The 17,204-nt window shown below is 37.5% G+C and carries 16 protein-coding genes and 1 tRNA gene; 4 read left to right on the top strand and 13 right to left on the bottom strand.

Translation table 11 applies throughout. The features are described from left to right. The first annotated feature begins 104 nt into the window (after positions 1-104). Positions 105-653, top strand: a complete 549-nt coding sequence (locus tag DD627_RS01835) for a YiiX/YebB-like N1pC/P60 family cysteine hydrolase (RefSeq protein WP_260267935.1) — start codon at positions 105-107, stop codon at positions 651-653. Between the two features lie 81 nt (positions 654-734). Here the strand turns inward: DD627_RS01835 and DD627_RS01830 are convergent, their stop codons facing one another. After that, complete coding sequence (locus DD627_RS01830; RefSeq protein WP_068806426.1) at positions 735-1,589, bottom strand: hypothetical protein; 855 nt, start codon at positions 1,587-1,589, stop codon at positions 735-737. A 263-nt stretch (positions 1,590-1,852) separates the two neighbouring features. Here DD627_RS01830 and DD627_RS01825 point away from each other — a divergent pair, with 263 nt between their 5' ends. Continuing rightward, entirely contained in the window at positions 1,853-2,071 is a 219-nt protein-coding gene (locus tag DD627_RS01825; RefSeq protein ID WP_057783342.1) for a hypothetical protein, read from the top strand. 196 nt (positions 2,072-2,267) lie between these two features. Here the strand turns inward: DD627_RS01825 and DD627_RS01820 are convergent, their stop codons facing one another. The 5 genes from DD627_RS01820 to DD627_RS01800 all read right to left on the bottom strand — a co-directional run bounded on the left by DD627_RS01820 (position 2,268) and on the right by DD627_RS01800 (position 7,867). Next, complete coding sequence (locus DD627_RS01820; protein WP_260274813.1) at positions 2,268-3,173, bottom strand: alpha/beta hydrolase; 906 nt, start codon at positions 3,171-3,173, stop codon at positions 2,268-2,270. 156 nt (positions 3,174-3,329) lie between these two features. Continuing rightward, positions 3,330-3,659: a hypothetical protein gene (locus DD627_RS01815; RefSeq protein ID WP_057783347.1), complete on the bottom strand. Its 330-nt coding sequence runs from the start codon at positions 3,657-3,659 to the stop codon at positions 3,330-3,332. A 173-nt stretch (positions 3,660-3,832) separates the two neighbouring features. Further along, positions 3,833-5,473: a peptide ABC transporter substrate-binding protein gene (locus tag DD627_RS01810; RefSeq protein WP_260274814.1), complete on the bottom strand. Its 1,641-nt coding sequence runs from the start codon at positions 5,471-5,473 to the stop codon at positions 3,833-3,835. A gap of 360 nt (positions 5,474-5,833) precedes the next feature. Continuing rightward, positions 5,834-6,886 carry a hypothetical protein gene (locus DD627_RS01805; protein ID WP_260274815.1) on the bottom strand — a complete coding sequence of 351 codons (1,053 nt, stop codon included), beginning with the start codon at positions 6,884-6,886 and terminating at the stop codon, positions 5,834-5,836. Between the two features lie 342 nt (positions 6,887-7,228). Further along, a complete protein-coding gene (locus tag DD627_RS01800; protein ID WP_260274816.1) occupies positions 7,229-7,867 on the bottom strand; it encodes a hypothetical protein in 639 nt (212 codons plus the stop codon). 414 nt (positions 7,868-8,281) lie between these two features. Here DD627_RS01800 and DD627_RS01795 point away from each other — a divergent pair, with 414 nt between their 5' ends. Further along, positions 8,282-9,355 carry a hypothetical protein gene (locus DD627_RS01795; protein ID WP_260274817.1) on the top strand — a complete coding sequence of 358 codons (1,074 nt, stop codon included), beginning with the start codon at positions 8,282-8,284 and terminating at the stop codon, positions 9,353-9,355. A 102-nt stretch (positions 9,356-9,457) separates the two neighbouring features. Here DD627_RS01795 and DD627_RS01790 read toward each other — a convergent pair whose 3' ends face one another. Continuing rightward, positions 9,458-10,807 carry a M20/M25/M40 family metallo-hydrolase gene (locus DD627_RS01790; protein WP_260274818.1) on the bottom strand — a complete coding sequence of 450 codons (1,350 nt, stop codon included), beginning with the start codon at positions 10,805-10,807 and terminating at the stop codon, positions 9,458-9,460. A gap of 146 nt (positions 10,808-10,953) precedes the next feature. Further along, positions 10,954-12,480: a glutamate/gamma-aminobutyrate family transporter YjeM gene (gene yjeM, locus DD627_RS01785; RefSeq protein ID WP_260274819.1), complete on the bottom strand. Its 1,527-nt coding sequence runs from the start codon at positions 12,478-12,480 to the stop codon at positions 10,954-10,956. Between the two features lie 368 nt (positions 12,481-12,848). On the opposite strand from yjeM, the gene DD627_RS01780 reads away from it, so the two are divergent. Continuing rightward, positions 12,849-13,406 carry a hypothetical protein gene (locus DD627_RS01780; protein WP_260274820.1) on the top strand — a complete coding sequence of 186 codons (558 nt, stop codon included), beginning with the start codon at positions 12,849-12,851 and terminating at the stop codon, positions 13,404-13,406. A gap of 123 nt (positions 13,407-13,529) precedes the next feature. Here the strand turns inward: DD627_RS01780 and DD627_RS01775 are convergent, their stop codons facing one another. From DD627_RS01775 to DD627_RS01755, 5 genes are all read right to left on the bottom strand, one after another. Further along, positions 13,530-13,973, bottom strand: a complete 444-nt coding sequence (locus DD627_RS01775; protein WP_260274821.1) for a hypothetical protein — start codon at positions 13,971-13,973, stop codon at positions 13,530-13,532. 200 nt (positions 13,974-14,173) lie between these two features. Then, a tRNA-Arg gene (locus tag DD627_RS01770) sits at positions 14,174-14,245 on the bottom strand. Positions 14,246-14,354: 109 nt separating this feature from the next. After that, positions 14,355-15,476 (bottom strand): glycosyltransferase, encoded by a 1,122-nt coding sequence (locus DD627_RS01765; RefSeq protein ID WP_260267920.1) that lies wholly within the window; start codon positions 15,474-15,476, stop codon positions 14,355-14,357. A 292-nt stretch (positions 15,477-15,768) separates the two neighbouring features. Continuing rightward, the gene (locus DD627_RS01760) at positions 15,769-16,587 is read right to left on the bottom strand and encodes a Cof-type HAD-IIB family hydrolase (RefSeq protein ID WP_260267919.1); all 819 of its coding nucleotides are present in this window, start codon (positions 16,585-16,587) and stop codon (positions 15,769-15,771) included. Between the two features lie 37 nt (positions 16,588-16,624). After that, positions 16,625-16,948 (bottom strand): hypothetical protein, encoded by a 324-nt coding sequence (locus DD627_RS01755; protein WP_260274822.1) that lies wholly within the window; start codon positions 16,946-16,948, stop codon positions 16,625-16,627. Between the last annotated feature and the right edge of the window lie 256 nt (positions 16,949-17,204).

Below are 17,204 nucleotides of genomic sequence, written 5' to 3'. Positions count from 1 at the left end.
CTGGCTCTGGTTCGATTCCGGTTGTGGAAATCTAAAAGATTAAATCGTTAAAAGAAAAGAATTACAATTCAACCTTACCCGCAAGAATCAACAAGGAGAACATCATGTTTAAAAATGCTGACCTACTCTTTCTACAAAGTATTCCCGATGAGCTTTCTCAGGCCATTGTAGATAGCACCGTATCTTTGACAAGTGATATTTATGATCACGTTGCGCTGGTTGAAGTAACAACTGACAACCAAATTTTCATTCTCCACGCCTTGCCTTCAACTGGCAGCATCCGTGAGCCTTATTCCACTTTTAAAACTCGAAATTGGACTCACATTGACTTGTTTCGTGCCAATCAAAAAATCAACGCGTCACAAATCATTCGACAAGCTAAACAGCTTTTGAATCAACCTTATAATGCCAGCTATATTCCTGGTGAGCAAGGCTACTACTGTGCTGATTTCATATACTATGCCTTTGCAAACAACCAAATTTTCAAACTGATTCCCATGAGCTTTTCTGACCAAACGACTGGGGCTGTTTTGCCCTATTGGTTAGATTATTATTCCAAACTCGGTTTATCAGTGCCAAACGATCAACCAGGACTAAACCCCAATACCATGCTTCATCAGCAAGTCCTTCATCAAATTAGTCGTCTGAAATAAAAAGAACGTCTTGGAAATAATATTCAGGAAATATAAATGAGGCCCCAACAAAAACAATTTTTGTTGGGGCCTCATTATTTGCTATTTTTCAACTTGCGCTGCAGGTTCGCCAGCCAACAACCATTCCAAACGTTTCTTTTCGTTTGCTTTCCAGGCCGCACTGCGATCAACATCGACTGCTAATGGCTTACCAGCTTTCAATGCTGCCAATTGAGTTTCGTCAGAAGCTTGATTTAAATCATTCTTGTGACTCGTTTTGATGATTGTGCACAGCCGATTGCCATCAGAAGCTGGGCGACCATAATCATTAAACGTACCACAAACTCGAAACGCGGGCAGTTTGGAGACCAACTCTTGTGGCGTAATGTCGCGATCAAAATAATCTTTGACCATTGCCATGATTAACAGATCCATGTTGCGCTCATCAAAGGAAATATTTCGCTGGTCATCAACATTAAATACATCACGATCATACGCAAAATCTGGGGACTGTTTCATGGCATTACTCTTGGCTTCAAGCGCTGGAAAACCACTCTGCAAAATGTAATAACAATTATTATCCATGTCAGTCGCTTCTGTCAGTTGAACCGAGTTTTCTGACGAACGGTTACCGACACTCTCCAAAAATTCGGCGCCAATCGCTGTGATTTTAAACGCATCCTTGAATAATTCTTCCAACCACTCTTTTGCCTGGGTCACATCGGACAAATACTTCGATTTATCTTGCCAATATTGGTCATTTGAATAGTCTTCACCAAGTTTAAATTGCTTATATAGTTTCGACCATGAGTTAATGGTATCGATCGTTGGCACAAGGGCAACTTTAGTATAATTTGATTTTTGAACATTATTATCTAAAAAAGTTCCTGCTGCATAATTGCCATTAAATTTTAAATAATCAGCACGTTTTTTCCCAAATATTTCACTATCAGCCATATAGAATTTCCTTTCTGCTTCAGCAATGTTTATGTTTTCACGTTACCCGAAATTTAAATCGATTACAAGCGACTTATCAATATTTATCAAAAACTCACTTTTTCAAGCACAAATCGCCTAACTTTTGACCAACTGACTACCTTAGAACACTACGTCTATGTTCCCAGTTCAACAAGCTTGAAAGGGTTTACTTTTTCTGTTATTTATAATAGAATTTATGTGTCTAGGAAACAAAATTTGACATAATACAAGGAGAGAAAAATATGATTGCAATCAATTCACCACAGAAACAAGACGATATTACCAAACTTTTAACTGAATCCGATGGCGATTTCAAATACGAATTCGTTAAGAAAACAGGTATGAAGCTTGAATTCAAAGTCACCCCAGATGACTCAGCAGCTGCCGCAAAAGAAGCTAAGAGCTTAATCAAAGGTCAGCCATGGGGCTCAGTTTTATTTTTCCAAGTTCTTGCTGAATAAAATTTCCGTTTATATAAAAGGAAACTAACCACTTTATTCATTAAAAATGGTCAGTTTCTTTTTTTATTCAGTAATAATCTTCAAACCTAAGTCGATAATTTTGAAAAAAGACTGCCAAACTAGCATTAATACGAATAAAAATACTCTTATTTGAGCTTAATTCACTTTCGAAATAACAGAAAAATTTCATTCTGATTTATTTTTTTACTAAGCTACGCAAGAATTCTGCCTGAGCATGGTTAGCTTTCGCCGCCACATTATCCCGCTGATTCAACTGAAAAACATGTTCCCTAGGTTCTTCTTCAGTACCATAAACCCGAAATTCATGGGTAATCCCCCGGTCAATCAAAAATTGATCAAACCGAATTCCTTCATCATGCAAAAAATCATGATTTGCGGTCATAACAAATACAGATGGGAATTTTTCGGTCACAAAGTTTTCCGTATGCAGCTCCCGATCATATTTCTTTAACACTGCCGGCGTGTAATAGGCACTCATCATGCTATTTTCAGGCACCGCCCCAGCGCGTTTAATGAAATAAAAGCCACTATTCAAACAGCCACCCCGAATTTGAAGCTTGCCACTATCTGCTAAGCCTAAGGATTTTCGATAATCTTCATTTGAATACGCCGTTAAATATTGTTCGGCCAGCGTACCGCCTGCACTATCACCAATAATAAATACGTTATTCGTATCCAAATGATAGGCTTCACCGTGTTCAGAAACCCATTTGCCAATTAAAGCTGTATCTCGGAGTGCTCCTGGAAATGGGGTGTTAGGTGCCAAACGATAATTAAAGTTCACTACGCCGAAGCCTGCTCGTGCCCATCCCAAACAATAGTGTTGGTACAGTTCTTTAGATCCGTAGACATTTCCACCACCATGAACATCAATAATGACGGGCACATTTTTCTTAATTTCTTTTGGTGTGTAAACATCCAACAGGTTCTCCACACCGGCGGGACCATAGCTCAGATTGTCGTACCGCGTCACATCAGGAAATTGAGTGGGCAATCCAGCATCCCTTTTTTGATCATTTGCTCGCCATTCGTCCGTTGTTTGCTTGATTGCATTTAAAATTAATTGAGTTGATTCTGCCATTGTGAGGCTTCCCTTCAAAACTTTAATTTACTTATTGGTACACCTCATTTTAGCACCAAATTGCAGCGCTTTCACAAAACAAAAAAGCTCAATAACTTTTCTGCGTTACTTACCTATCTAGAAAAGTTAAAGAGCTTTAAATCGCCACAGAAAAGCTTATTTAATTTCAGGAGTCCCTTTTTCCACAGCTTCAATGAGGGCATCCATTTTATCAGGCTCTTCCTCACAATCAAAAATAGCACCGTGATAAATACCTCGGATTGGATCATCCACATCCATATACCGAGTACCAAACTTTTTCACGGTATATTTACCGTCCGGCTCCATCAAAAAGATTGCACAACCATCCGCTTCTTTGTACCCATCACGCGTAAATGTCACAGGAAATGTGCATTCTCTAAACTGATATTTAATGCCATCAGTACGTGGATGCGTCCGCATTTTGATTTCAGACAAAAGATTTTCAACAATTCCATCAAAAGTCATAATTTATAAACTCCCTTTTCAGTAACTACTTATCCTTTTAAAGTCTAGCACAGCCATGTGATAATACCTAAATAAATTTCTGGAAACAAAAAAATCTCCAAAAAATTCGTAACAGTCATAGTTTTTACTGTTGAAATTCAGAGATTTTTCTGTGTTTTAAATCTTAGATTAAATTATTTAACAACATAAGCACCCTTAAAGAAAGTGCCACCGTCAGTGGTTGTTGCGGCATCCTTTACCTTAGGATTATGCAAGAATGTTGAAGCTCCCTGATCAATCATGGCTACACCTTGTTGTTTCATCAAGATCTTTTCAGCCTTTACATAATCATCATAACGAGCTTGACTATTAGTTGCATCTGTTGTAATGGCAGCCTTCATATCCTTATCAAAACTCTTATTACTAAATGATCCAAAGTTATAAGGATTTCCAGTTTGTTCAAGCTGCAAAACATCCATCAAATCAAGAAAATCTGGACTCCAACCGGTCAACGCCATGTCAAACCCTTTATGACTCGACATCTTTGTGATTGCTGATTTCTTTGGCAAGGTAGTTTCTTTCACATCCGCACCTTTCAGAGTTTGATTGATTTCACTTTGCATATATTCAGCAACCTGTGAATTGGATCCTTCATCCCAGCACATCAAATTGATCGTCAATTTAGTTTTTCCAAGTTGTTTCATTCCTTTAGCCCAATACTTTTTGGCAAGCTTCTTGTTTTGAGTAACCGAATTGGCAACTGCTGCATCAGTTGCAAAATCCTTGCCAGTCTTTGGATTTTCAGTCAATTTAGATGGTACAAAACCTTTAGGGGTAATAGAACCATCGGCAAGAACCTTGCTGGTAACCTGTTTACGATTCAGCACAAGCGAGATTGCTTTTCGAATATTGATATTTTGCATTGCCTTATTCTTAAAGTTGTAAACTGCATAGGACATGGAATTTGCCAGTGTTGAATAAAAATCTTTATTATTCTTTTCTTGAGTGGCTTGCTCACCTGACAAAGAAATGTCATCCAACTTCTTAACTTGATACAAATTCAATGCCGTGCTGGAATTTTGAACAACCTGCATGTTAACCGTGGTCAAATGAACAGATTTTTTATCCCAGTATTTTTTATTTTTCTTCAGTTTCCAAGTTAAATTGCTACCCGTCCACCCTTTTTGAACAAAGGGCCCATTGTAAACTGTGGTTGTACTGGAAGTCCCATAAGATTTACCATACTTTTCGACCGCCTTTTTATCCTGGGGGTAAAAAGCAGGTAGTGCCGTCATCTGTTTCAAATATGGTGCTGGTTTAACTAAAGTAACTTTGAAAGTTGTCTTGTTGATTGCTTTGACACCCAAAGTTTTGGGATTCTTTTTGCCTGCTGTAATTGCATCAGCATTCTTGATTGGCGCAAACAGAAAGGCATTTGGGGCCTTCGTTTTTGGATTAACACTTCTTTGCCAACCATAGACGAAGTTTTGTGCGGTGACGGGATCGCCATTGCTCCACTTCATCCCTTTATGTATTGTAAATGTATACGTCATGCCATCCTTGCTAACCTTTGTTTTGGTGGCCGCTTCAGCAACCAACTTACCGGCTTTATTGGGATGGTAAAGTCCTTCATTTGTATTTTCTATTTGTGTCAGTGAGGTAGAGTCATCCGCGAGGGACGGATCCATCGTTTCCACCTCAGTACTAGCCATCAAATTATAACTTTGTTTAGTCGCATAATCATGGGTTCCTGCACTTGCACTTTTACTCCCGCAGCCTGCCAACATCGTAGCGGCCACCAGAAACAAAGCTGAAACTTTCAATTTTTTATCCATACAATTCGCTCTCTTTTTTCTCAATAAATAAAAAAATGCCCGCTATACTTCTTTACGAAGCACAGCGAGCAACCTAATTATCCTCTTATGACGATACTAAAAAATTATTAGCTAAGGATTGAAGTCGCAGAACCGTGCGCTTTAATTAAGAAGCTAATAATGACTAAATTACTTAAAATTGCTTTAACAAAACTGGTCATGTGACTTCACCCCTTTCGACTTGATGATGCTTATTATAGGAGTTGTAAATTAAAAGTCAACATATTTTTTAATTTAGTTTTAATGAAGCAACTCCGACCATGCATGTACGCCTAAACTTTTTTAACATCCGCTCCTGTATAGTAGCTTCCATTAGGACGATTAATCCCAAAACTGACCAAATTTATCCACGAGCAAGGTAAAAAAGTCCCACTCCGTTTGTTTTGGCGAACTGGCTAAAGGTAAAAGCGCTGTTTCGATTAATAAGGCATCTTTCCTGACACTTGGTGAATAACGACCCACATGGTACCAGTAACGATTGTTATGTGTAAATACTTGCAGTTGATTCACAATCAATAGACCTATCGTGGTCGAGTGAACCGCCAATTTACCTAATAAATAGTAGGCTAACGGATTGTCAGCCACAATTGCTGTAAGGTCCATAAAAGTAATCTTTTTCTCAGCTGGAGCCTTGGCTAGAAATGAATCCTCATAACATTTTTCACCTAACTCAGTATGTTTGGCTTCTAATTCTAAGAGCATTGGGTCAACAATTGCATCCAAACTAACCACTTGTTTTTTTGTGGGTTCTAGCCAGTATTCACACAAAAGTTTGGAATTCCAATTTACAATTTTCCAATCTGGTTTTTGCGTTTCAACTAATTGATCTAGATGAGTTAGTACCCTTTCGTTATTGCCGTTCCACACATCAAAACGAGTGCTAGAATCATCTGTATCATGATTGTCAGCCCCTTGTTTTTCCTGCAGTTCTTCATTAAGTTGCTTTATATTCTCCGTAAACGCAGGATCACTAGTTTGGATATCAAGTTCTACACTGGTTTCAATGGTAACTGCCGCCATAAACTGTTGTTCCAATTCACTTAAATTTTGAGTAGTTACCCATTTCACAATTAAATATAAGCTGACACTTTTTAACACAAAGCTGGCGTCAAAATAGGCATGTCTGTATTTTAAAAATAAATACGCTTGATGCCATTGCGCTTGCGTTAAATTTGGGAAATCGGTTTGAATCAAGCGCATGATTTCTCGACGCCCTCTTAAACTGCCATGATCCGGAATCAAATCAACTTGAAAATCTTTTTTGAAAAAATTTTCAACAACATTGTTCATGGCTATCGTTAAGTCAGGTTTGTTTTCAACTTTTGTCATAAATATGGAGGGATCACCCTTGAACCGTGTTTGTCTTCGTGTCATGAAAAGTTTCCTCATTTCTTTTTGACTGTGTTCATTTACTTTTTTATGTAGCCAACCATCATACCACTTATGTGTGCGCTTAAACACATAATTAGTCATTTCATTCGAAATTTATCTTGCACTTAGCTAAATACGCCAAAATCATATTTTTAATTTAAAATACTCAAAAATCACTAACAGACAATGCTTCACTCCAATTAACGTTGCATTCTGTTTCAAACATCCAATGTTTTATTCAAATTATGCGCACAAAAAAAGTAGCATCCGCAAAGACACTACCATCATTCTTTTAACATAACGTCATTTTATTCTCAATGCCGTTTCTAGCCATTATAGAATTCGTCAACCCTTTGTTCCATTAACCAATCCGGGACATTGGCAATTTGCGCGGCAGTATGGCCGATGATGTTCAACCGGGCATACGGAAATAGTGCCCCAGCGTTGCGTTCCCCCAACCTCATTAAGGAGATCCCGATTATAGGTAGTTGCGAAGTCAATATCTCTTTCCAACAAATCATTAGGTAACAACAACTTAGCAGCTATTTTTTCATCAGTCCATTTGTTTAAGGCACCTTGATTTTGCGAGAAGTCGGGCACATATTCAGCGTCACCAAGAATATAGTTTGCCATGCCTTTTGCTGCATACCAAGCTTTATCCTGGATACTGGCATGGCGCGCGGAAACGATGAGCACATCGATATCACTTTTTTTCGTGCGATATAACTTAAAGTCAGTTCGCAGTTCACTACTATAGTCTAATCGAAGCCCCAGCGATGATGCCAAATCTATCAAATTAACAGCCGTAAATCGATTTCCTTGAATATAGTGACCAATATAGTCTGCCATAATCGGAAAGTCACGGATAATTTCCCAATACATATACTTTCCATATTCAGGTTCCAATTTCTGATGATTTGAAGCAGGTTCCTCGTCTTGTTCATTTTTCAGATCATCGTTTTGGATCAATTTATCTTCACTCATCGCAATTATCTCCTTAGATTGATGTGGCTTGGCTTGACAACATCATTATGTTATCACTGTACTGTGCCATAATATGGCAATCTGAGATGAGAAAGAAAAAAAGATTTGATAATTTTTGATTCACACAAATTTATTTTAAAAATATCTGTTTTCTATTGAAAAAGATCAAATTATTTTAGTTATATATCTTCATCGCCAAATTATGTCGTTGGCATTATGTATAATAACCGCGTACTGTAAATAGAGCTTCACTTAGTACCACACATTTGCTGATAACATCAAGAAAGGAGAAAGACATGCCTTGCACAGGCATGAGAAAACTAAAGTAACAAACTTGGTTACATATTAATTTACGAGCTCTATCATAACATTCAAAAAAAACTAAATTAGCGATTTGATTGGAGGATACAAAATATGAAAACAAATGCTGAAATAGCTAAAGAAATAGATAATATTCAAGTAACTTTAGGCAATGATGAAGGTAGAAAACCACACATGCATGAAATTTCTTCCTTTCTAACTTATAAGAAAGTCACTGTGGACGATAAGTTGTTAACTTCTGCACGGCTCCTTTCTGATTTTCCGAAGGATGATTTGGTGCCAACACCAACAAATCTTTTAACACATTACAAGTTGAAAGTAACGGATCTAGATTTTGATGAATCCTTTACAGACTTTAGTGAGGAAAAAGGAAAATCAGAATTTAATAACAGCGCAATGTTTATCGGACTTAATATTTCTAATACTGCAAATTCTCAAGAGCTAGCAGATCAAAAAGATGATTGGTATATGTTTCACACAGATGAAACAATTAAAAAAAAGAACAGCAAATCACCTAAATTGGACAGCAACATGGTATACAACTTTGTTGAATCCCACTTTGATGACAGTTTTGATGGCTGTTACATAACGGATATTATCAAAGATACTATCGACAGTAATAGTGCCAACATAAAACAAAATTTCTTCATATCCACTCCTAGTAGAAGAAAAAAAGAATACATGTCCAGTAACGACTGGAAAGTGCTAAGTGAAGCTGAAAAATTAGAATATATATCATCAAAGATAGGTAGATATAATTTGATGCATTCAAATATTACAAAAATGGCAGAGACATTATTTAAGACTGATCAAAACAAAAAAGCATCGAAGAAAAATAATTCAGGCCATTTCGATTCATTAGAAGAAGCCGAATCTCAAGTTAAAAAGAATCGAGCTAAATTTATCGAATGTGCTAATATATTTATTCAAGAATGCAATATTATTAAGCCAAAACATTTAGTCGTTTATGGTGAGGATACTGAGTGGGCATTGCTTAGAATGTTAGATATTGATGCGGTACGACAAAACAGAAAAATTGTTGATCTTATTGAAAACCACATTGAAATTAAACATTATTCTGGCGTATATAGCATCGCAAATGCAATTAAAGAAGGCCAGCGGTTATTACATGCTGTTAACCATAATCAATCGGCAATAGCATTTTAACTTAACCATCTCGATAAATAAAAGGAAGCCATCAATCAATTTTGATTATGGCTTCCTTTTGTTATTTGATCAATTTTTAGTACCTAAACAAAACTAACTTTGTTACTTAAACATTCTATCCGCCAGTTCATACGAAATCCGAATTCCATCAACAAAATCCTTCTTCGTCATGTTTTCATTGGGCGCATGATTATGCTGATCGTAATTAGCGTATGGGATGGTTACTACCGGCACTTTGAGAATATCGGTCCAAACATAATTAGGCACAGTTCCCGCCATGACAGGTTCCACAACAACAGATCCAGTTGCTTGTTCCACAATTGACGTAAAAGTGGTGATCAGACTTTTAGATAAATCAGAAGTGCTCGGCGGAATCGAACCTAGGTAGTTTATTGAAACTTCCTTATTTTGTATTTCATTCGCAAGAACATCCTCAAGGCCCTTTTTAAGGGTTTCAATATTTTGATGCCCAACTAGACGACAATCAATTTTAACGGTGGCTTGATGCGGAATAATGGTTTTAAGGCCCTTTCCTGTATATCCGCTCTCAATGCCCGCAATATTAAACGTTGGTCGATACATTAAGCGTTCGTAAAACTCAATTTTATCAGGAATTGTGCTCAATCCGAGTTGCGCACAAATTTGTTTCTTATCGTATGGTAGCTTGTCCAATAAATCTAACTTAATTTCATTTTTTATCGGAACACCCTGATAGAAATTAGGAATCAGAACTTTTTTCGTATCAAAATCATACAGCCTCCTCAATACTTCAATGAGTTTAATTGCAGCACTCGTCATAATATTACCGGCATTCCCTGAATGATTATCATTCTGACCGGTATGCGCAGTCAGTTCAAACCCAAACAACCCGCGATTCCCTAATCGGACCACGTGCTCGCCATCTTGATTGATCGATCCATCAACCACTACCGCCAACTCAACCTGTTTCAGTAATGAGTCCCGCAGTTTTGCAACTGTTGACCCTAAGTTCACACTGCCACGTTCTTCTTCACCTTCCACCAAAAATGTGATGTTGAACGGCAACTCACCATGGAGTTGCTTGTAGGTATAGATGCCTAGAATCTGAGCCATCAACTGTCCTTTGTTATCACCAACACCACGGCCAAAATATCTACCGTCTTTCAAAATCAGTTTAAACGGATCCGTATCCCACAAACTGCGGTCACCGCCAGGCATCGTATCATAATGACCATAAAGGAGCACCGTTCGATCAGTCGTCCCTTTGATTTGGGCAACGAGCGATGGTAATCCGGCTGTTTCAATGACACTTACTTGGGCGTCCAGTAATCTTTCAAAAATTCGTTTTAAGAAATTAATACAATTTGTCATGTCGTCATCTTCATTACTTACCGATCGCGTTTCCACAAATTCAATCAACAATTTTTCAAATTCCGAATAATGGCGATCTATAAACTCGATTTCTTCACTCATTCTGGTTCCTCCTTACTAATAAATACTAATCCCCACTGTTTACAATATTAGTCTTTTTAATCAGAAATGTACCAGTTATATTTAGTCCCTAACTAGTAAAATCAAGTAACCTCAAAAAAAGCATTGGCTCAACACCAATGCTTTTCTCAATCAATATCGTCAATATGAGGAACGTTAATCTTTCGTTGTTTTACAGACACTTCATAAAAAATCCAAGCAACCAGCGCGAAGAAAATCGGTCCAATAACTGTCCAAAATGCGGTGTAATAATCATGAATTGAAAGTGGCTCAATTACCGTAAATATAATTCCCAACAAAATTACCAGCCACGTCACAATCGTTATTGTCCACGTCATAGCCTTTGTTTTGAAGAAAACAAAGGGTCGCTCTAAGTCCGTGCGTTTTTTAAAGAACGGAAAAGCGCCGACTAAAAACAAGTACGGCACAGCCGAGGAAATGTTTTCCATATCCTGCAAAACCGTGTAAAAGGACTGTGCATTGCTACCCCCAAAGGAAACGGCAAACACAATCACCGCCACAATAATAGCTTGAAGCCACATCGAATACGCAGGAACGCCAAACTTATTTAATTTGGTCATTTTTTTAGGCCAAAATTTAGCCGGTGATCCCATAATGAAGGATTTTAAAGGTGAATAAACCAAAACGAAAAACGCACCCATATCGGACAAGAACTCTTCAATACCAATAATCCGCGCAAACCAGTTTCCCAAATTAACACTGGCGGCTGCTGATAAATGTAAAGTTTTCCCAATTGACACACCTAAGTTATTCATTAAAACATATAACACGTTGCCTAAATCACTCGTTTTATTACCAAGAACGGCGTGCCAGTTTGCACTCACACCCCACAGAAAGATGCCTAGGGAATAAGCTATCAACATAATAATGGTCGAAATGATCATCGCGCGTGGAAAAGTTTTGGATGAATTTTTCACATTATCCACAACACCACCCATAGTTTCCATGCCACCATAGGCGAAAATTGCGTATACAATAAACGACATAATTGCAATTGGCGAACCAAATTGCCCGTTTGGTGAATGAATAATGGAACGCGCTGTAAATGGTTCTGCTAAATGTCCACTTTGAACAGCCAATAAAACTAAACTAATCAGTAAAAATAGCGCGGTGATGGTTAACGTAATAATTCCGCCAAACGCTGCAAACCGCGCAATCTGATTAATTCCATGCGTTGAGAAAAATGTCACGGCAAACATAAACACAATCGCGATAAGACCGATCGTTTCCACACTATTCAATCCTAGAAAGTGCCAAGACTGGGTCGTGTCGTATCCTGTGAACATTGTCGCAAATGGAATCCAGATCTTGGATGATTCCGAAACCAACCAAACGATCCACCCGGATAACCAAATGAACGTCCCAATAAATGCCAGTTCTTCTCCAATTGAACCTGCCAGCCACGAATAAATTCCACCATGAGCTTCTTTAAAACTAGCGCCATATTCGGCAAACATCATTACACTAGGAAGAAAAAATAAAATTGCCCCCAAAACGTACCACAGAATGGCGCCATACCCCATTTGATCGTATGCAACCGTAGTATTTGAAATTCCATAAATGGAGGTAAACACCATAAGAATTAAGCCAACCAGCCCAATTTTATGCTGTTTTGTGTTCTCCAACTCTTCCAAAACAAATCCTTCTCTCTAAAATAGAAATACTTGACTATTTTAGCACTTTTCCTGAAATATATGCAGTTTTTCAAATAACAATCAATAATTTAAGCTTTTATTCATTATTTAATGAATAAATACACAGGTTTATTCAAAATTTATTTTTGATACGTTCATGAATAAGCCTTACGATAGTATCAAAAATCTTTCCTTTTTCTGACCCTAGATCGTATAATGAAGGACTAAGAACGTTTCCTAAGTTACCGTTTTTGGTGAATTTGAATTACGAAACTACTTAAAAAAACAATTTGGGGATTACCCTGCTAAGATAAAAAATTAGTTATAATCCGGTTATCAATGCTAGTTTAGGAGGTGCACTAGTACTCATGAAACGACAAGATTCCCGTTCCAGCAATACACAGCGTAGAAAAAGAATTCTTAAGTTTACGCTTTGGACATCAATTGCCTTACTGTTTATTGCAACAATGGCATTTGTTTATATTCGTCATGTCAATTCCGAACCACCCGCTAATAATCTGACCTTGAGTGCCGCTAGCTCCCGAAAAGAAAAACGTGCCGAATCCGCATCAATTGCCAAGTTTGAATCTAGCCTTAGTGCTAAAGACAGATCTAACGCTCAGTCTTCCTCAATTTTCCGTGCTCGTAGTTCCATCAGTAAAGCTAAAGAATCGTTAGCACGTGAAAAAGCAGCCAACAGAAAAATGGCTGCTTCGTTGAAACGTGCACAGGCAAAATCCGCTAAAGATGCTAGTTCGGTGGCAAGAGCTGCCAAACAAAACTCAACGAATGCAGAAAAAGTTTCCAGCGAATCTGCCAAAGCAAGTTCTAACCCACAAAGTAAGGCTAGTTCAAGTTCAAAACCTAGTAGTAGTTCCAGTAGCCAATCAAAAAGTTCTTCGGTGCAAACTAGTTCACAGGATTAATATATTTTAAATTGAAATCAAATAAGAAATTAAATATTCATTTTAACAAAAAAAGCATGGTAAGCTGTAGTAGTTTTGCCATACTTTTTAAACACTCATTCATTTTACTGCCAGTGACACCTACTATTTTTGGTGCTCATTCATTTCCACTAAGTCTTTAACGATATCAAACATTAAAATTATCGGACCAAGCAAAGCATATCCAATTCTAATAAAGAAGTTGACCGTCATATCAAAATTAGTATCCCACAATGCCAGTCTTTGGGTGCTTAAATTGTGTTGCACATTTGCATAACTGTTATCTCCCCATTTGTCTTTTCTATGATATTTTGCATGTTCCTGTTGGGTAATTCTGGTACCAAGTTGTAAAAACGATAGGTTGCTTAATGACCAAATTTTTCTTTTTACTATATAAAACTGACAGATCCATGACAAAAAAAGCCAAATGTTGTAGAAATTAAGTCTTACATTGAGATGGTTTGTATTGTCAATATTGAAAAAAGCAATTAAAAACAACATGATTATCGATTGCTCAATAACTTTATGTATGTATGATTTGTTTTGCATAGGCTGACTCCTTACAGTGTTTAAGTAGTACAAACAATTAGAAAATGGTTAGTAATTTAATTCTTATTTAACCATTATAATTAAAAATTCTCTTAAGTAAACTGTAATTATCATTTTTGCCGGAAAATGTTCTTCAATTTTAGTTAAAAAACAAAAAAATACAGGTTTTCACCTGTATTAAAGTACCTCTATATTAATGATGCGTCAGGGGGGAATCGAACCCCCATCATGAGGACCGAAATCTCATGTGCTATCCATTACACTACCGACGCCTATAGTGTAATTCTAATGAACTTGAGTTCAAATTTCAACCTAAAATTTTGGCATCAACTATTTGGTGATAGCACATTCCTCCGGCCACTTCATTTATTAAGTTTTTTTCTACTGAGCAAGTTGTTGTCCACCCTTGTGTGGCCGTTGCATCCCCTTCAATAACCGTAACCACTGATTTGTGATTTTTTTCAACTCAAAATCTCGTGCTCGCTTCAATGATAACTTGGCATACTTTTGTCGTTCTTCCACACTATCTAATAATGGTTTGATGGCCTGATAAAAATCTGGCAAGCAATGATTAGACAACAATACTCCATATTTACCATTTGCCAAATATTCTTCAGCACCAGTATTGTACATCGAAACAACTGGTAAACCATAACTCATTGCCTCTCCAATCACCAATGGTAATCCTTCCCAACGTGAAGTCATTACAAAAATAGATGAATTTTGATAATTTTCGGTCAACTCTCGATTGTTTAAATGTCCTCGATAAATTATTTTATCAGCAACGTCATGTTTTTGAATTAATTCTTTAAATTTTTCCATGTCATCTGGTTTCCCACCACCCGCGATTGAAAGCATCCAATTATCTGGCAGATCTTTTGCTAATTCTAACAACAAATCGATCCCCTTTTGTTGAATATCAATCCGTCCAGTAAAGTTAATCACATGATTCTCCAAATTTGCTTTACCAGCAGACTTTAAAGTCAACGGATTATGAATCTTGATTGTCTGGGCGTTGAATTGCTTGAATCCTTTTAAATCATGTTCAGTTAGCGTCACCACTAAATCAGCAGCTCTTAATCCGCTACAAAATTCCTTTTTCATTTGCGCATAATAATTGTTCAGATAAGTATCCGCATTATTATGCATCCACGTAATCACCCGGACGTCTGGTACTCGTCGTTTAATTTCAGGTGTAAAACTAGTTAACAATCCGGCCGTAAATAGGGCAACATCGTAATCGCCTTCAGCTAAAACTGTTGCTAAATCTCTAATTTGTTGTTTAAACTTCTGCAATGGCTTTTCACCACGAAAACTCTTGCCTCCTGAATCTATAGGGTGCTTTGCCACAATTAGCGGCGCATTTAAATCAAAATAAGGTTTGATATCAGCCAACGTATAATAGTTAATTTCAACCCGATTCGCCAATTCATTAGCTACGACTGTTGTTGCTCTTTTCAGGCCATCCATTAAATAATTTTCCGTACATACTAAAATTTTCATCGACATCCCTCTTCACCTTTTTATTTCACTTACTGACTTTGCTTATGAAAATGAGCCATCCATCAACCGGACAGCCCGCTAAATATATTAACCGTACAGTAACATGGCCTTTGCTTCTTTTTCAAACTTTTTGCTTATCAATTCTATAATAAATATATGTACTTCTGCTCATTATCAATATTTTATTCGAAATCTGAACAAATTAAAGGCAAAACCCATTGTTCTACACAAAAAGCTTCGCACCAAATTCTAAAATTAATTTGGCACAAAGCTTTTATTTACACTTTTATAGTTAAAGTTGATCTATCAAAACACGATCAATCATGTCCAACACACCACTATGATTATTATCAAGTGGTGTCACAAGCGATGTCGCAGCCTTCGCTTCCGGAGCCGCATTTTTCATAGCATACCCATACTTGGCATCCTGTAACATTGCGGCATCATTTTGGTTATCGCCAAACGCCATTGTTTCTGCCATTGACACATTCCAAATGCGTTGCAGTTGTTCCAATCCATATGCTTTCGTGACGTGTGGCTTGATAATATCGATGCCGCTGTAGCCGCTCATCACTTCTGCCAATTGATCACCAAACTCACCCACTAGTGTAGCGTGTTTATCCCGTACATCCCCAACACCAGGCCAGTTCACATCGACTTTATAAATTTCATCATCTACATCCGTCAAACGATCACTGTGGGTCAACATTTCATAAAAATACCGTGTGCGACCCCAAGTTTCTGTCGAGTTCGTCACATTAGTATACGCACCTTTTTGACCTGACAACACAATCACTCCGTTCGCCAAAACGAGCTTGCTGGCCATGCTTGCAACCACCGACTGCCACAATTCTGGCTCAATCGGACTCGAGTCTAGCACTTGGTCATTTTCAACAACCAACCCGCCGTCTTCAACCACGTAGGTCAAATCCCCATTGATGCCATCCATCACGCGCAAACAATGTTGATATTGATTACCACTGGAAACGACAAAGTGAATACCTCGGTGATTCATTTCATCCAGTTGTTCTTGAAACCGTTGGCGATCAAACTCGTGCTGATCATCCAAAAACGTACCATCAATGTCACTCGCAATTAATTTTATTGTCATCTGAAACTCCTTAGCTTATTTAAAATTTTGAAGCTAACTAACGCTGATTAATCACACGATGAATTTCCGTATTCAAATAGATTAACATCTTATTAGCGTCTTGACGAAAATCGGCATCAAATGAGGCCCCTTGAGATTTAATGTCACCAATCGGTTTTTGAATGACATCAAAAATTGTAATTGTATCGTCGTTTAACTTGCAAGAATAGTAATGACCTTCTAGTTGTTCGTCTAGTAGAGACTGGGCATTATCCTGAATCGCTTCAAAAACAACTTGCTTCTCGTCGTTTTTATGTCCTAACTCTTCTAGTTCTGCAATTTTCACTTTTACATCTGTCATATTTTGAGGAATTTGAATCATTTTAGTTCGCTCTTCTTTCATTTGAATGCATTAAAAATACCCCTTCATTCTATCATGATCGGGGTATTAATTACGACTATTTATCTTACTAAAGATTGAAAGTATCAAAATTATTATATCAGTGTGTTGCTTGCAAAGATTAGACTTAGTCTGGAAGCCACTGGGCTCAGTAGTGTCGTTTATCTTATCGGTTTTCGCTTAGATAAAGCCGAGCTTGGAGACGTGGCTTGCGAATCCAAGTCGTGCCCACTATTCC

Source organism: Pediococcus sp. (assembly GCF_003533255.1).
GTDB classification, from domain to species: Bacteria; Bacillota; Bacilli; order Lactobacillales; family Lactobacillaceae; genus Pediococcus; species Pediococcus parvulus.
This window is presented reverse-complemented; position numbering and strand designations above follow the sequence as displayed.

Bases quoted from the DNA above. Each gene is read 5' to 3' on its own strand.
- DD627_RS01800 (WP_260274816.1), bottom strand. From the start codon at position 7,867: ATGAGTGAAGATAAATTGATCCAAAACGATGATCTGAAAAATGAACAA.
- DD627_RS01790 (WP_260274818.1), bottom strand. From the start codon at position 10,807: ATGAGTGAAGAAATCGAGTTTATAGATCGCCATTATTCGGAATTTGAA.
- DD627_RS01765 (WP_260267920.1), bottom strand. From the start codon at position 15,476: ATGAAAATTTTAGTATGTACGGAAAATTATTTAATGGATGGCCTGAAA.
- DD627_RS01805 (WP_260274815.1), bottom strand. From the start codon at position 6,886: ATGACACGAAGACAAACACGGTTCAAGGGTGATCCCTCCATATTTATG.
- DD627_RS01830 (WP_068806426.1), bottom strand. From the start codon at position 1,589: ATGGCTGATAGTGAAATATTTGGGAAAAAACGTGCTGATTATTTAAAA.
- DD627_RS01780 (WP_260274820.1), top strand. From the start codon at position 12,849: ATGAAACGACAAGATTCCCGTTCCAGCAATACACAGCGTAGAAAAAGA.
- DD627_RS01775 (WP_260274821.1), bottom strand. From the start codon at position 13,973: ATGCAAAACAAATCATACATACATAAAGTTATTGAGCAATCGATAATC.
- DD627_RS01755 (WP_260274822.1), bottom strand. From the start codon at position 16,948: ATGATTCAAATTCCTCAAAATATGACAGATGTAAAAGTGAAAATTGCA.
- DD627_RS01820 (WP_260274813.1), bottom strand. From the start codon at position 3,173: ATGGCAGAATCAACTCAATTAATTTTAAATGCAATCAAGCAAACAACG.
- DD627_RS01815 (WP_057783347.1), bottom strand. From the start codon at position 3,659: ATGACTTTTGATGGAATTGTTGAAAATCTTTTGTCTGAAATCAAAATG.
- DD627_RS01795 (WP_260274817.1), top strand. From the start codon at position 8,282: ATGAAAACAAATGCTGAAATAGCTAAAGAAATAGATAATATTCAAGTA.
- DD627_RS01825 (WP_057783342.1), top strand. From the start codon at position 1,853: ATGATTGCAATCAATTCACCACAGAAACAAGACGATATTACCAAACTT.
- DD627_RS01810 (WP_260274814.1), bottom strand. From the start codon at position 5,473: ATGGATAAAAAATTGAAAGTTTCAGCTTTGTTTCTGGTGGCCGCTACG.
- DD627_RS01760 (WP_260267919.1), bottom strand. From the start codon at position 16,587: ATGACAATAAAATTAATTGCGAGTGACATTGATGGTACGTTTTTGGAT.
- DD627_RS01835 (WP_260267935.1), top strand. From the start codon at position 105: ATGTTTAAAAATGCTGACCTACTCTTTCTACAAAGTATTCCCGATGAG.